Genomic DNA, 15,532 nt, shown 5'->3' on the forward strand with positions numbered 1-15,532 from the left:
CTAACCTCCCTTTCTATCAAAAGCCCTCTTTTTTCAGGAACCGAACCAGGGCATCCACGGCCTCCTCGCCGTCGCCCTCCACCAACTCTTTGCGGCGCTCCTGCTGTTGGGGCGCCAACTGCTGCAAGATGCGCAGGGAGGGCTCGCCGCCTCCTTGGCAGTCCAGCTTGTCCACGGGCTTCTTACCCGCCCGCATGATATCCCGCATGGCGGGTACAGAGGGGGTATTGATCTCGGAGGATACACTGAGCACCGCCGGCAGGGGAACCTCCAGCACCTCCACCTCGTCCTCCAAGGTGCGCTCTACCTCAAGGACGCCCTCTCCGGCGGGCTTGATGCCAGTGATATTGTTCAGGGCAGGCACGCCCAGCAGCTCACCCACCTGCACCCCAACCTCCTGGAAGTACAGGTCGCTGGAACCCATGCCGCACAGCACCAGATCATACTGTCCGATGGTTCCCACCGCCTCCGCGATGGCTTTGGCGGTCTGGAGGGAGTCCTGGAAGGGCTTGCCGTCATCCATGACCAGCTTCAGCTCGTCCGCCCCCCGGGAGAGAATATCCTTCTGGATCTTGCTGGAGCCCAGGGCCGCTTCGCTGCCAATGCTCAGGGCCGTCAGGGAACCGCCGCCTGCCGCCAGTTGCTTGCCGCTCTCCAGCGCGTTCAAATCATACTGGCTGATCTTCCAGGGCGTTCCGGCAAAATTCAGCTCCCGGCTGGACAGCACCTGGATTTCCTCCTCGTTGGGAACGACCTTACAACACACAATGATCTTCATCCTACCAACCTTCCTTCTACGTTTTCCCAGACCCAAACTGCCGTACAGGAGTACTCCAATGGATGAAAAAGCAAACTTCCCGGTCTGGTTTTTCGTTAAAGTAGACGCGCTCGGCTTGTTTTTGCACAATCCGCCTTTATCTTAGGCTAAATCATTTGGGCTGTCAACAGAAAAATAGGAGAACCCCAGCGCCGGATTTAAAAGCAGTTTTTCTACTATTTTTAATAAAATATCAATATTATTGTGTATTAATTAAAAAAACGTAATTTTATATATATTTTCACTTGTTTGCCGCCCCTCCATTTTTGGGGGGTTCTACAATTTTGATGTTAAAAATTTGGCAACATTGATGCTTGCGAATTTACCCTTGATTTGCTATCTTGTAATTGCACGTTAAAGTAGAGTAATTTACAATTTCCAAGCGGATATATCCGGTTCGGTTTGTTGTTTTAGCGTGAAAGTTATTGGGGGAAGCCAATGCCGTCACCGGATGGATCGGAACAGAGAAAGGAGCGGCCTAATGCTATGAAACCACTGGCTTCACTGAGGATACTGGACCTGACTGACGGCAACCCCTATCCGGGCAGTCTGTTCGCCGACTACGGGGCCGAGGTGCTGAAAATCGAGCCGCCCGGTCGGGGCGATTCCATCCGCCGCCGGGGCACCACGGGGGCGGACGAGCCCGAGGGGCTTTACCAGAGCTATTATAACCGAAGCAAGAGGAGCGTGGCACTGGATCTCACCCGGAACGCCGGGCAGGAGATCCTGCGGCGGCTTATCCCCACCTGCGACATGCTCGTGGCCAATGTGCCGGAGTCACGGCTGGCAGCGCTGGGACTGGGCTATGAGCGGCTCAGAGCGGTAAACCCCAAGCTGATCTACGGCGTGCTCACTCCCTTCGGAGAGGAAGGCCCCTGGAAGGATCTTCCGGACTATGATCTGATCGTCATGGCCCGCACCGGGCTGCTTGAGAAGACCGGCCTGCCGGACAAGCCCACCCGCATCGGCTCTCCGCTCTCTTATTATTACGGGGCTTGGCACCTCACCGCCGGGATGATGGCCGCCTGGCTGGACGCTCAGGACAGCGGGCAGGGCCGGAAGGTGTCTGTGTCCTGCTGGCAGGCCATCTGCTCCATCGACGACACCTATGTTCAGGGCCTCCAGGGGCTGAATGTCCTGCCCAAGCGCATCGGAAACGGCTTCCCCACCACCAACCCCACCGATACCTTTCAGTGCAAAAACGGCTGGTTCGCTCTGAGCATCGGCAGCGACGCTCAGTGGCTGGCCTTTGCCGCCGGAGCCGGGCGGGATGACTGGGGTGAGGGCACTGTCTATGCCCACGATCCGGCCCGATCCATGAAGCACTACTTCGGTGAGCTGGACGAACAGTTGCGGGACTACTTCCGCACCATCACCATTGAGGAGGCGGATCGCATCTGCCGGGAGGCCATGGTGCCCGGAGGGCCTTGCAATACCGTCCGGGAACTGATGGACGACGAGCAGGTGGCCGCCCGGAGCATGATTATTGAGGTAGACGACCCTGTTTGGGGCCGGGTGAAGCAGTTGGGCAAGCCTGCCAAATTTCTCCGGGATGACCAGGATGACGACGCGGCGGCCCCCGCCCCCGCCCTGGGCGCCCATACCGATCCAGTGCTGGCGGAGCTGGGGATGGAGGAACCAGAGATCGCGGATCTGCGCCGGCAGGGTGTGGTCTGAACATCGCTGGGAAAGGAGTGTTGACCTATGAAAAGAAGACTCCCTCTCGAGGGCATGAAAGTACTGGACTTCACCATCGCGCTGGCCGGGCCTTTCACCGCTTGGCAGTTGGCCGATATGGGGGCCGAAGTGTGGAAAATCGAGCGGGCGGGCGGCGGCGATCAGTGCCGGGCATGGGATCCCTTCCTCAACGATTTAGGCACCATGTTTGTATCTTACAATAAGAATAAAAAAAGTGTGGAAATGAACCTTGCCGCCCCAGAGGGCAAGGCTGTGATCTATGAGATGGCCAAGCAGGCCGATGTGGTCATCGAGAATTTTAAAAGCGGCTCCATCGACCGGCTGGGGTTGGGCTATGAAAAGCTAAAGGAACTCAACCCCAGGCTGGTATTCATCTCCCTCAGCGGCTTTGGAGCCTCCGGCCCGCTGAGGAAGCTGCCCTGCTACGATGCCATCGCGGAGGCCCGCAGCGGCTTTGCCGCCTCCAACGGCGATCCGGAGGGCCCCCCCATGAAGGCGGGCAACTGCATCGGCGACACCATCACCGGCCTGTACGGACTCAACGCGGTGCTCATGGCTCTCATCGACGCTCGCCGCACCGGGCAGGGCTGCCGCATCGACATGTCCATGATGGACGTGGGGATGCAGGCCTGTGAGGAGACCATTATGGACTTCAGCCTCCACGGCCAGGCTCAGGCTCGCTTCGGCGACCATGACCGCTTTACCTCCCCCTATGGGATGTTTGAGGCCAGGGACGGCTGGTGTGTCATCATCGCCGACACCGAAGCGCGGTGGCGGGCCCTATGCGGAGCGCTGGATCATCCCGAATGGAAGGACGATCCCCGCTTCAAGGATAACGCCTCCCGGGTGGCCCACAAAGATCATCTGGTAGAGGCCGTCACCTCCGCCACCGTCCTTCTGCGCCGGGCGGAGATCGAAGCCCGGCTGCTGGCCGTGGATGTGCCCGCCTCGGCGGTGCTCACCTTTATTGAGGCGTACACCTCGGACCATGCCAATCAGACGGGGCTCACCCAGTTGGTGGATCAAAAAAAGATCGGCCTGATGCGCTTCTATTCCAACCCCATCCGCTTTGACAACGAGACCATCCCCATCCGCCGGGGCGCTCCCCTGCTGGGGGAGGACACCACCCAGGTCTTGAGGGAGCTGGGTTACTCCCAGGCGGAGATCGACCGACTGTATGCGGATGGCGTGGTCGGCGCCAGCCTGATCTGACCTCTTGGAAAAAGGAGCGATGCCTGATGGAGATACGGCGCGTGGTGGCCGGGGAGTTCTTTACCAACTGCTATGTGGTGTGGGGCGGCAAGCCTGGGATCGCGGTACTTATCGACCCGGCGGACGACGCGCCCGGACTGCTCCGGCTGCTGGATGGCCTGGGGCTCATCCCGGAGGCCGTCCTGCTCACCCACGGGCACTATGACCACATTCTGGCGGTGCCCGGCCTGCAGGCGCGGTGGCCGGAGCTGCCTGTCTGGTGCCACCCCCTGGACGTGCCCCAGGCCCTGACCGAGCGGGACATGGGCCGGGTCTACCCCACTGTAGCGGCCTTCTCCAACCTGCGGCCTTTGGAGGACGGGCAGCGCCTCCGCCTGGCAGGACTGTCCATCCAGGCGCTCCACACCCCGGGGCACACACCCGGCTCCGTCACCTTCCTGACAGGGGACGCACTGTTTACCGGGGACACCCTGTTTCGCGGAGAGATCGGCCGTACCGACTTTGCGGGGGGCGATGACGAGCAGATGGCCTCCTCGCTGGCCCGTCTGGCAGAACTGGAGGGGAATCTCCGGGTGCTGCCGGGCCACGAGGAGGACTCCACTCTGGAGCGGGAGCGGCAAACGAACCCCTGGCTGCGTGTTGCCGCGGAGATCTGAGTATCCACTGCACAATGATTTCAAATATGAGGTGAACCACTATGGAGATCAAAAAGAACGTTCTGACTGAACTGCGGGACGGCGTGCTGATCGTCACCCTCAACCGGGAGGAGCGGCGCAACGCCATCGACCCCGACACCGCCAACGAGCTGGAAGCTATCTTCAATCACGCCGAAAAGGATCCCGCCGTGGGCGCCCTCCTCATTACCGGCGCCGGGGAGCGCAGCTTCTGCGCCGGGGAGGATCTGGCCGCACTGGGAGAAAATGGTGAGTGTCTTACCGAGACGGAGCACGGCTTTGCCGGCATCACCGAGCGGCTGTGCCCCAAGCCCATTGTGTGCGCCTGCAATGGTACGGCGGTAGCCGGGGGACTGGAGATTGCCCTGGCCTGCGACGTGATTGTGGCCGCCGACCACGCGCGCTTCGGCCTTACCGAGGTGAAGGTGGGTCTGTTGGCCACCAGCGGCGGCCTGGTTCGCCTTCCCAAGCTTATCCCTGCCAAGATCGCCTCCGAGATGTGCCTCACCGGCAACCTCATCAACGCCCAACGGGCCTATGAGGTGGGGCTGGTCAACCATGTGGTTCCCAAGGAGCAGGTGATGGACAAGGCGATGGAGCTGGCCAAGCGGATGGCTGCCAACGCCCCCATCCCCATGCGGCTGGCCAAGCAGATCCTCCACATGGCCCCCCATACCTCTGTGGAAGACGGGATGCGGGTGTGCCGCTACATGGCCTGGAAGTACGTGGAGGGCACCGAAGACGCCAAGGAGGGCCCCCAGGCTTTTCTGGAGAAGCGCCCGCCCCAGTGGAAGGGCCGCTGAATCCTGTTGGGATGGGCTCTCCGCTTTTGAGCGGAACGGGCCGCCAAAATAACTGAATTTATGGAGGAACGCAAGTATGGATTTCAAGCCGACTGAGGAACAGGAGCTGATGGTACAGGCCATCGAAGAGGCAATGACCCGGGAAAACCTGGAGACCTACTTTCAGGACTGCGACCGGGAGCACAAGCACCCCAAGAAGTGGTGGGATCTGCTGGACGAGCTGGGCTTGTTCAGTATGTTCCTGCCCGAGGAAGCGGGCGGCGACGGTGAAGGGGCCATCACCATGTTCCTGGTGATGGAGGCGCTGGGGCGCTGCGGCGGGCCCATCTATCTCTTCTGGGATCACGTGAAGGCCGACGCCCTGCTGGAAAATGGCACCAAGGAGCAGATCGACAAATTCATGCCCATGTTCTTTGAGGGCAAGCCCGCCTTCGCCCAGGGCTTCTCCGAGCCGAATGCGGGTACCGATCTGTCCCCCGCCACCATCTCCACCACCTACACCCGCCGCAACGGCAAGGTGTATATCAACGGTCACAAGCACTTCATCTCCGGCGCCCAGGACAGCGACTACTGTCTCACCCTGGCCAAAAACGCGGAGAACCCCGAGCAGCTCACCCTTTGGTTCGTGCCCACAAACGTACCCAACTGCAAGAAGGAGCCCATGGAAAAGATGGGCATCCACATGGAGAACGTCAACGACATCTGGTTCGATGAGGTGGAAATCGACGAGTCCGACATGTTCTCCTTCGAGGGCAACGGCCTGATGGCCACCAGCAAGGGCTTCGACTATGAGCGGCTGATCGATGCCTTCAACGCTTACGGCCAGGCCCTGTGCGCCTATGAGGACGCCTGCCGCTACGCCAACCAGCGGATCGTCAAGGGCCAGGAGATCGGCCGGCTCCAGCTCATTCAAAACCACATCATGGAGATGACCATGCGCATCGAGGCCATGCGCAATATGCTGCTCCACTACGCCTGGAACAAGGACAATGGGATGCTCACCCGGGCGGAGGCCTCCATCGCCAAGCAGTTCTGCTCCGAGAGCGCCAACATCGTGGTGGATCACGCCCTCCAGATCCTGGGCGGCATCGGCTTCTGCGGCAGCCGGGTCAGCCGCATCTACCGCGACCTGCGCATCACCCGCATCTCCGGCGGCACCGGCGAGATCCAGACCGTCATCGCCACCCGCCAAGTGCTCAAGAAGTACCGCTGAGCCCCAAGCCCCGAAAAGTCATTCGTAAAGGAGAGTTTTTCCGTGGAATTTAAATGGAACGACGAGCAGCAGCTCATGCAGACCATGTTCCGGGAGTTCGTTGACAAGGAGCTGCGTCCCATCGCCGCCGAGCTGGACGAGCAGGAGCGCTTCCCCTTCGAGCTGATCCCCAAGATGGGCGAGATCGGCCTTCTGGGCATTCCTGTCGCCGAGGAGTTCGGCGGTGTGGGTATGGGCACCCTGGAATACGTCATGGCGGTGGAGGAGATCTCCAAGGCCTGCGCCAGCACCGGTGTCACCATTTCCGCCCACACCTCCCTGTGCTGCTGGCCCATTGAGCACTTCGGCACCCAGGAGCAGAAGGAAAAATACCTGCCCGACCTGGCCACCGGCGAAAAGCTGGGCGCCTTCGGCCTCACCGAGCCCAACGCCGGCACCGACGCCGCCATGCAGCGTACTACCGCGGAGGACAAAGGGGATCACTGGCTGCTCAACGGCTCCAAGGTCTTCATCACCAATGGCGAGGTGGCCGACGTATACGTGGTGTTCGCCATGACCGACAAGGCCGCGGGCAACAAGGGCATCTCCGCCTTCCTCCTGGAGAAGGGCATGGAGGGCTTCAGCTTCGGCAGTCACGAGAAGAAAATGGGTATCCGCGCCTCCTCCACCTGCGAGCTGGTGTTCGAGGACGTGAAAGTGCCCAAGGAGAACCTGCTGGGCGAGCTCAACAAGGGCTTCCAGATTGCCATGATGACCCTGGACGGCGGGCGCATCGGCATCGCCGCTCAGGCATTGGGTATCGCCCAGGGCGCCATCGACGAGACGGTGAAGTACGTCAAGGATCGGGTCCAGTTCGGCCGACCCATCTCCAAGTTCCAGAACACTCAGTTTATGTTGGCAGAGATGCAAACCCGGGTGGACGCTGCCCGGATGCTGGTCTACCGGGCGGCCGCCATCAAGGACGCCGGGGAGCCCTATTCCTCCGAGGCGGCCATGGCCAAGCTGTTCGCCTCCGAGACTGCCCGTGAGGTGACCTGGCGGGCGGTACAGCTCTTCGGAGGCTATGGCTATACCCGGGATTACCCCGTAGAGCGCATGATGCGGGATGCCAAGATCACCGAGATCTACGAGGGCACCTCTGAGGTTCAGAAAATGGTCATCTCCTCCCGCATGGGCCTGTAAAAGCCTGTCCAACAATCTGACCCGGAGGGCGCCTTCCACTGGCGCCCTCCCTCACAGAAAGGAGCTCGATCAAGTGGGAGAGATCCTCTACTCCATCCTCATTGGCGGCTTCCTGGTTTTGTCCGGAATTTTCATGAACATCTATCTGCGGTGGGAGGAAAAAAAGTGGACTTCTGAGGACAAAGGGGAGCGGAACGGAGGCGGCGCATGAACGTCTTCTTCCTCGGCGTCATCGTCAGCATCGTAGTCTACCTGGTCGTGGGCCTGTCGGCGGGACGTAAGGTCAAGGATATCGACGACTATTACGTCAGCGGCCGCAACGCCCCGACCATCCTCATCGCCGGAACCCTGTTTGCCTCCATGCTGTCGGTCAATGGCTTTATGGGGGATCAGGGCTTCTGCTACACCGGAAATATCACCACTCTGGTGCTGCTCAACTCCATGTGCGCCTGCGGCTATGTGTTCGGTCCGCTGTTCTTCGGCCGCTACCTCCGCCGGTCTGAGTGCGGCACCATGCCCGAGTACTTCGGTGTCCGCTACAAGGATCCCCGCATCCGCCGTGTCGCGGGCATCATTACCATCATCTCGCTGACCGCTTACCTGCTGGCCTGCATCACCGGCGTGGGTATCCTCATGCAGGAGCTCACCGGGCTGAGTTACGAGCTATGCCTGTTCATCGCGTGGGCCTGTTTTACCGCGTTTACCTTCTATTCCGGCTCCAAGGGCGTTATCATCACCGATACCATGATGTTCATGGTGTTCATCGTGGCCGCCATTATCGCCGGGCCCTACATCTTCAACGCCCAGGGAGGTCTGGGCAGCCTGCTGGAGAACCTGATGAATAACCCCGCCGCCGCTGAAGGCCTGTTGGATTATCATGGCAACATCCCCGGCACCGGAGCGTCCGACGTGTTCGGCGCGGTGATGTATGCCGTCACCATGGGCATCATCTGGTTCATCACTGTAGGCGTCTCTCCCTGGCAGGCGGGACGCAACCTGATGGCCAAAAACGAGCACGTCATCTTCCGCGCCGGTGCGGTGGCCGCCGTGTGCACCACCGTGTTTCTGCTGTACGTAAACCTCATGTCCATCTCGGTCATCAATCTGGCGCCCAATCTGGAAGATCCCCAGCGGGTGCTTATCTGGGCGGCGTTCAACGTTATGCCCAAGCTGGTGGGTACCCTGCTGCTGGCCGGCATCATGGCCGCGGGGCTCTCCTCCGCCTCCACCTTCCTGTCGGTGGTGGGCTTCTCGGTGACCTCGGACATTTTCCCCGTAGCGTTCAAGGACGAGAAACATCAGCTGCACACCAGCCGTGTTATTATGCTGGCGGTAGGCATTGTCTCCCTCATCCTGGCCTATCTGGGCCTGGGCGGCGTGCGAGTGATCTCCTGGTTTGCCTCCACCATTATTGCCGCCTCCTGGCTGGTGCCCGGCGTGGGCAGTATTCTGTCTGGCAAGCTGTCCGCCACTGGAGCCCGGTGGTCCATGACGGCGGGCTTCTTGGGCTTCATCCTCTCGAAGTGTCTGGTGGGCTTCGGGGCAGGCCCCTTCCATAGCATCTTGATCAACTTTCTGGACCCCTTCTTCATCGGGCTGTATCTCAGCCTGGCCTTCGCGGTCATTGGCTCCAAGCTCCGCCCGGTGACGCCGGAGGAGTCCGCCTACCGGGACAAGCTGCTTGTGCTGCCCCAGGGGGAGCGGGCGGCCCGTGAGTACCAGATCGACCGGCGTTACGGCTGGCTCCTCATCGTCATGGGGGTCCTTACAACCCTGTTTTTGCTGCTGACCTGGGCTCTGCCCTACAACGGCCTGATCTGACCGGCTCACATCTGCGTCGCGAAGAGGAATATCCCCCTTTTGCCGGCTGCCCCGCTGAGGAAGGCCCTTGGATGGGCGGTGGCCCGCCTGCCCGGCATGTGCGCCGAGGCGGAGCCCAACATGCTCATATTGGCCATTTACTCGGTATTGCCTTTCAGAGGGGGTAAGAGAGCAGAAGCGAGAGCCCGCGGCAATTCGGCCCAATCAAACAAAATAAAAAATTTTGGAGGAGTCTGTCATGAAGAAAAACAAAACCGCCAAGTTTTTGACCTTCATCCTGCTGGTTCTGGCCATGAACACCATCTACGTGCTGCCCTACCTCATGTACACCTATTATACCCCCCTCCAGGAGGCGATGGGCCTGGTGGGCCGGGACGCGGATTACGGCAAACTGCTCAATGTTTACGGTATCGCCAACGTGATTCTGTATCTGCCCGGCGGCTGGATCGCCGACAAATTTAACCCCAAGAAGCTGCTGGTCTTCTCCATGATCAGCACTGGCATCCTGGGCCTGTGGGAAGCCACCTGGCCCAGCTACTCCATGCTTATGCTCATCCACGTGCTGTGGGCGGTCACCACCGTGCTCACCTTCTGGTCCTCCTCCGTCAAGTGTGTCAACCTGCTGGCCGACGCCGATGAGCAGGGCAGCATGTTCGGCAGCCTGGAGGCCATGCGCGGCGTGGTGGGCCTCATTGTCACCACCATCTGCGTGGGTCTGTTCAACCTGTTCCGCTCCGATAGTTCCAAAGCCATGGGCTCCATCGTGGCCGTGGTATCCGTCATCATGATCGCCGTGGGCATCGCCCTGGCTCTGCTCATGCCCAAGTTCAACAACCTGCATGCCACCAACGACTCCCTGCTCGACAGCATCAAGGCCATGGGCGTGGCCTTCAAGCTCCCCATCACCTATGTGCTGGCCGGCCTCATCTTCTGCGGCTCCATGACGTACGCATCCTCCAGCTACTACGCCCCCTACCTCCAGAAATTCTGCGGCATGCCCACCGAGATCGCCGTCACCTTCACCAACTACCGGGCCATTATTTGTCAATTGATTGCCGCCTCCCTCGCCGCCGTGCTGGCCGCCAAGCTGAAGAATTCCAGCCTGCCCATGATCGGGGCCGGCATCGTGGGCATCGTGTGCTTCGTGGGCATGACCCTCGTTCCCGCCTCCGCTGCCGTACTGTGGCCCGTGATGATCCTCACCATCGTCGCCTCCATGGCCGTGTATTTCTTCCGCGCCCTGTACTACGCCACCGTGGACGAGAGCGGCACCCCCAAGAACGTCGTGGGCAGCGTCATCGGCATCGCCTCTCTAATCGGCTTCCTGCCCGACACCTTCTACACCTCTCTGTGCGGTAAGTGGCTGGAGGCTGACCCCACCGGCACAAGCGGCTACCAAAAAATATTTATTGCCGCTTGCTGCGCCATGGTGCTGGGCTTGGTGTGCTCTTTCTTGGCTGAGCGCCTCATCAAGAAATACCGCAGCTCCGCTTCCGCCTCTGCGAAGTAATCCCCGTCCCCTAACGCGGAGCTGCCCCCATGCGGCTGCTCCGCGTTTCCCCACTTGCTTGCCAAGCAAAAGATCCGAGAAAGGAACGATTCAGCAATGAAATTTGAGTTCGACACCGCCCACTCCCGTGTGGGCATGGAGTCCGCCAAGTGGGATGCCATCGGCCCCAACCCCGCCCAGGGTGTGGTGCCCCTGTCCGTGGCCGATATGGAACTGCTCTCCCCGCCTGAGATCATCGAGGAGCTGAAGAGCACCGCCGAGTTTGGCATGTGGGGCTACACCTGGTGGGGCCAGCGGTACGCCGACGCCGTCAAGCACTGGCTGTCCACCCGCCACGGCTGGGACATCCAGAAGGACTGGATCATCCAGACCAACGGTGTGGTCCAGACGCTGTACGCCTCCGTCCGAGCCTTCACCCAGCCCGGGGACAATGTGCTGCTCCTGACCCCTGTTTACTACCCCTTCTACCGGGCGGTGAACCTGAACGGCCGCAAAGTGGTGGAGAGCCCCATCCGTCTGGTGGAAGGCCGTTATGAGGTGGACTTTGACGACTTTGAGGAAAAAGCCAAGCAGTGCAAGATGTTCCTGCTGTGCTCCCCCCATAACCCGATGGGCCGGGTGTGGAGCGAAGAGGAGCTGTGCCGTATGGGCGATATCTGCCTGAAGCACAACGTGCTGGTGGTCAGCGACGAGATTCACTTCGATATCATCATGCCCGGTCACAAGCACGTCAGCTACCCCACGCTGGGAGAGAAGTACGCCAACAACTGCGTCATGTGCTGTGCCGCCAGCAAGACCTTCTCTCTGGCGGGCCTTTGCGTGGCCAACGCCATCATCCCCAACCCCGAGCTGCGCGATAAGCTGAACAACGAGGTAAACATCTCCGGCTGCTATACCTACAGCATCTTCGGCCTCCGGGCTCTGGAGGCCGGTTATATGAAGTGCGCCGAGTGGGTGGATCAGCTCAATGAGCACATCTGGGGCAACTACCTCTATTTTAAGGAGTTCATGGCGAAGCATTTCCCTGAGGTGTGGGTAGCCGATCTGGAGGGCACCTATTTGTGCTGGTTCGACTGCCGCTGCTTTGGCATGGACGGCGAGACCCTGGCCAAGTTTCTTCAGGAGAAGGCCCAACTGTTCCTGGACGATGGCTACATCTTCGGCACAGCTGGGGACGGCTTTGAGCGGATCAATCTGGCCTGCACCCGGAAAGTGCTGGAGGAGGCCCTGCTCCGCTTCAAGGCCGCTATGGATCAGCGGTAAGCGCCGTATGCATCGTCAAAACGGAGTGCCTGGCGCTGCGCGGGCAGATCGCTACCACCTGGCAAGTACACCGCCGGAGCGCTAAAGCGGCTCCCAAAATAGCTGCTGTAAAAGAATAAGGAGGTATTCATCATGGAATTCTTCATGCCTGACCGCAAGCCCGACTATGAGCGCAACAAGCCCGATCCCTATCCCCTGCTCAGCGAGAGTATGCGGAAGGTGGTCGATTATCAGGCCGCACACGCTGCCGATGCGTTCGACACCAACTGTTCCTGGGATGAGCTTCGGGTGAAGTATGTGCAGGAGCGCCGCTTCTGGAACGAAGGCGGCCCCGAGGCGTTCAAGACCGTGGAGGTCATGGTGCCCGGCCCCATAGGGGATGTGCCCGCCAGGATCTACTATCCCGACGACAAGCCAGAGCACTATGCGGTGGTGTTTATCCACGGTGGCGGCTACACCGTGGGAAGCAACGACACCCATGACCGTATGATGCGCTCTGTCATGGCTTCCAGCGGCTGCTGTGTCATCGGTGTGGACTACCACCTGGCCCCTGAGGCCAAATTCCCCATCCCTCTGTACGAGGCCGCCGCGGTGGTGCGCTACTTCCAGGAGCGCGGTGCCGAGTACGGCATCCTCCCGGACAAGATGGCCTTGGGCGGCGACTCCGGCGGAGCTAATCTGGCTCTGGGGCTGAACCTCTACCTTCGAGACACCCCCGGCGGCAATGCTTTTGTCAAGGCCCTGCTGCTGTACTATGGGGCGTTCGGTATGATGGACTCCTGTTCCTTCCGGCTCTACGGCACTCTGCTGGACGGGATGCGCCGCTCCGACCTGGCCGCCTACATCAACTATTATGCCACCCCCGAAGACCAGGAGAACCCCTATTACGCCGCCTTCCTCAACGACCTGTCCTTCGGAATGCCCCCTGTCTATATGTGCTGCGGTGACCTGGACCCCCTGCTGGACAATACCAAGACCCTGGAGGCGTTTATGAAGCTCTACAATGTGCCCACTCAGGTGGATATCGTTCCCGGCGTCCTCCACGCCTTTATGCACTACGGTCGCATGATGCCTGAGGCGGTGGAGTGCCTGGAGCGCAGCGGCGCCTTCTTCAAGGCCCATCTGGACCAGTAAGCACGGTAAGGCGGAACGGAACCGGCCTCACATCCCGCAAGGAAAGAAAAACACGAAACAGAGAGAACAGGCCCTACCCGGTCAAACCCGGGCTGGGCCTGTTCTTGTTTGTGCTTTCGCAAGAGGAGGGACGAATACAAAGCTGTTTTCCCTTCAAACCCGCAGGCTGTGTGGGTACGCTTTTGCAGCGATGCGGGGGGAGCTTTTGTGCTTGACGTCAGTCAGACCTTGAAGTGTGGCATAAATCTTTCTGAGGAAAGCAATCCTTCCCAACGGTAATGCTGGCCCCACGCGCAGGATTCCGAAGCTGTCCCAGTCCCGCAGGTCCTTCTCCATCTCGTCGAAGGGGGGGGGCAACGTGGGAGTCGTAGGAGCGGAAGCGCTCTCCCGCCGCCGTCAGGTGGAGCCGCCGGGACAGCCGCTCAAAGGTTTGACCCTCCCCCGGAATACCCATCCAGCTCGGCCACCGCCTGGCTCACGGTGGGCTGGGCTTCCGAGGCCCGGGTCGCGTTGTTCCCTCCATCGTAATTTCCTTATGTTTTCTATCATATAATAGTATTTCCATAATTGTTTGACAAGTGGTATACTGAGATCAGCCAAAGGAGGGATACCCTTGCAGCGGGCGAATTTTTCTTTCTGGAGATTGTTTTTGTCCACCTTTCAGCTCAGCGCCTTCACCTTCGGGGGCGGCTACGTCATCGTCCCCCTGATGAAGGAGCGGTTTGTCCGCCGTCTGGGCTGGATCGACGAGGAGGAGATGCTGGACCTGGTGTCCATCGCCCAGTCCTCGCCGGGGGCCATGGCGGTCAATACCTCTATTCTGGTGGGCTATCGGATGGCCGGTGTACCCGGGGCCCTGGTCTCGGTGTGCGGCACCGCCCTGCCCCCCCTAATCATTTTGTCGGTCATCTCCCTGTTTTACGTGGCTTTCCGGGACAACCGCGTCGTCAGTCTGGTCCTGCGGGGCATGAACGCGGGGGTGGCTGCCGTCATCTGCGATGTGGTCCTCACCATGGGAAGGGGCGTCCTGCGGCAAAAGCGCGCGCTCTACACCGCGGTCCTGGCGGCGGCGTTCTGCGCGGCCTGGTTCGCCGAGGTCAGCGTGGTCCTTATTATCCTCTGCTGCGGCCTGATCGGGGCGGCCGACACCCTGTGGAGCCGAAGAAAGGGGGCGGTGTCGTGACTCTGCTCCGCCTGTTCTGGAGCTTTTTCCAGATCGGTCTGTTCAGCTTCGGCGGCGGCTATGCCGCCCTACCCCTCATCCAGCACCAGGTGGTGGAGCAAAACGGCTGGCTCACCATTTCCCAGTTCACCGACATCATCACCATCTCCCAGATGACTCCCGGCCCCATCGCCCTGAACTCGGCCACCTTTGTGGGCATTCAGATCGCTGGGCTCCCCGGCGCCCTGATCGCCACTCTGGGCTGTATCCTACCCTCCTGTATCGTGGCCCTGACCCTGGCCTGGTTCTACTACAAATACCGCAATCTGAGTCTGGTCAAGGGGGTGCTCCAGGGCCTGCGGCCTGCCGTGGTGGCCCTCATCGCCTCCTCCGGCCTGTCCATTCTGCTCCGGGCCCTGCTGGCGGGAAACCGTCTGCTCTCCGGCGTGGACTTTGTGGCGGTCGCCCTCTTTGCCGCCGCCCTGTTCGTCCTGCGCCGGTGGAAGCCCAACCCCATCTGGGTCATGGCGGGTTGCGGCGCGGCGGGGCTTGTGCTCTATTCCCTGGTATAAGTAAAATACATCGGAGGAGCGGCGCTCCTCCGATGTATTTTCAGCCCTGCAGTCCGTTCTCCTGGCGCTCCATGTTCTCTACCACGATATCAAAGATATCCCCCAGTGAAGCGGCGTACTCCAGCACCTTCCAGGGCTCGTTGGTGTGAAAGTGGAGCTTGATCAGGTCCTCGTCCCCCACCGCCAGCAGGCAGTCGCCGGGGATGTTCTGCGTGATATAGTCGTGAATGCCATCCTCCGAGAGGTTTTCCCCCTCGATAAGCAGTTGAGTGTCAAAACGGTATTCCAGCATCCCGTGTTCTCCTCTCTGATCAAGGAAAGCCGCCACGTCTGTGGCGGCTTTCCGAATGCGACAGACAAATCAGCGCTTGCTGAACTGAGGCGCACGGCGGGCGGCCTTCAGACCGTATTTCTTGCGCCCTCTGGTGAAATCCCCTTTATTTTCAACGGGTATAAGCCACATCTCCAAAA

The 15,532-nt window shown here is 60.3% G+C and carries 15 protein-coding genes; 13 read left to right on the forward strand and 2 right to left on the reverse strand.

What is annotated here, in order from left to right; genetic code table 11:
• Positions 1-16: 16 nt before the first annotated feature.
• A complete protein-coding gene (fixA, locus tag BN2154_RS11825; RefSeq protein ID WP_050618962.1) occupies positions 17-778 on the reverse strand; it encodes a putative electron transfer flavoprotein FixA in 762 nt (253 codons plus the stop codon).
• Between the two features lie 525 nt (positions 779-1,303).
• Between fixA and BN2154_RS11830 the strand changes: the two genes are divergently transcribed.
• The 13 genes from BN2154_RS11830 (at position 1,304) to BN2154_RS11890 (ending at position 15,061) form a co-directional block, all read left to right on the forward strand.
• The gene (locus tag BN2154_RS11830; protein ID WP_050618963.1) at positions 1,304-2,494 is read left to right on the forward strand and encodes a CaiB/BaiF CoA transferase family protein; all 1,191 of its coding nucleotides are present in this window, start codon (positions 1,304-1,306) and stop codon (positions 2,492-2,494) included.
• A 27-nt stretch (positions 2,495-2,521) separates the two neighbouring features.
• Entirely contained in the window at positions 2,522-3,727 is a 1,206-nt protein-coding gene (locus BN2154_RS11835; RefSeq protein WP_050618964.1) for a CaiB/BaiF CoA transferase family protein, read from the forward strand.
• 26 nt (positions 3,728-3,753) lie between these two features.
• Positions 3,754-4,383, forward strand: a complete 630-nt coding sequence (locus BN2154_RS11840; protein ID WP_050618965.1) for an MBL fold metallo-hydrolase — start codon at positions 3,754-3,756, stop codon at positions 4,381-4,383.
• A gap of 41 nt (positions 4,384-4,424) precedes the next feature.
• The gene (locus BN2154_RS11845) at positions 4,425-5,204 is read left to right on the forward strand and encodes an enoyl-CoA hydratase/isomerase family protein (RefSeq protein ID WP_050618966.1); all 780 of its coding nucleotides are present in this window, start codon (positions 4,425-4,427) and stop codon (positions 5,202-5,204) included.
• Between the two features lie 76 nt (positions 5,205-5,280).
• Positions 5,281-6,417, forward strand: coding sequence for an acyl-CoA dehydrogenase family protein (locus tag BN2154_RS11850; protein ID WP_050618967.1), 1,137 nt, complete (start codon positions 5,281-5,283; stop codon positions 6,415-6,417).
• Between the two features lie 42 nt (positions 6,418-6,459).
• Positions 6,460-7,599 (forward strand): acyl-CoA dehydrogenase, encoded by a 1,140-nt coding sequence (locus BN2154_RS11855; protein WP_050618968.1) that lies wholly within the window; start codon positions 6,460-6,462, stop codon positions 7,597-7,599.
• 73 nt (positions 7,600-7,672) lie between these two features.
• Positions 7,673-7,810 (forward strand): hypothetical protein, encoded by a 138-nt coding sequence (locus tag BN2154_RS16100; RefSeq protein ID WP_195892351.1) that lies wholly within the window; start codon positions 7,673-7,675, stop codon positions 7,808-7,810.
• The gene (locus tag BN2154_RS11860) at positions 7,807-9,420 is read left to right on the forward strand and encodes a sodium:solute symporter family protein (RefSeq protein WP_050618969.1); all 1,614 of its coding nucleotides are present in this window, start codon (positions 7,807-7,809) and stop codon (positions 9,418-9,420) included. Before BN2154_RS16100 ends, BN2154_RS11860 begins: the two co-directional genes overlap by 4 nt.
• Before the next feature lie 238 nt (positions 9,421-9,658).
• Entirely contained in the window at positions 9,659-10,930 is a 1,272-nt protein-coding gene (locus BN2154_RS11865) for an MFS transporter (protein ID WP_050618970.1), read from the forward strand.
• A 96-nt stretch (positions 10,931-11,026) separates the two neighbouring features.
• Positions 11,027-12,193, forward strand: coding sequence for a MalY/PatB family protein (locus BN2154_RS11870; RefSeq protein ID WP_050618971.1), 1,167 nt, complete (start codon positions 11,027-11,029; stop codon positions 12,191-12,193).
• Positions 12,194-12,325: 132 nt separating this feature from the next.
• The gene (aes, locus tag BN2154_RS11875; protein WP_050618972.1) at positions 12,326-13,327 is read left to right on the forward strand and encodes an acetyl esterase; all 1,002 of its coding nucleotides are present in this window, start codon (positions 12,326-12,328) and stop codon (positions 13,325-13,327) included.
• A gap of 649 nt (positions 13,328-13,976) precedes the next feature.
• Positions 13,977-14,510 (forward strand): chromate transporter, encoded by a 534-nt coding sequence (locus tag BN2154_RS11885; RefSeq protein ID WP_238075073.1) that lies wholly within the window; start codon positions 13,977-13,979, stop codon positions 14,508-14,510.
• Positions 14,507-15,061, forward strand: coding sequence for a chromate transporter (locus tag BN2154_RS11890; RefSeq protein ID WP_050618975.1), 555 nt, complete (start codon positions 14,507-14,509; stop codon positions 15,059-15,061). The genes BN2154_RS11885 and BN2154_RS11890 overlap by 4 nt, the downstream gene beginning before the upstream one ends.
• A gap of 40 nt (positions 15,062-15,101) precedes the next feature.
• On the opposite strand, the gene BN2154_RS11895 is transcribed toward BN2154_RS11890, so the two are convergent.
• Positions 15,102-15,353, reverse strand: coding sequence for a kinase to dihydroxyacetone kinase (locus BN2154_RS11895; RefSeq protein ID WP_050618976.1), 252 nt, complete (start codon positions 15,351-15,353; stop codon positions 15,102-15,104).
• Positions 15,354-15,532 lie beyond the last annotated feature (179 nt).

Origin of the sequence: Intestinimonas massiliensis (ex Afouda et al. 2020), from assembly GCF_001244995.1 — a bacterium.
Classification (GTDB): Bacteria; Bacillota; Clostridia; order Oscillospirales; family Oscillospiraceae; genus Intestinimonas; species Intestinimonas massiliensis.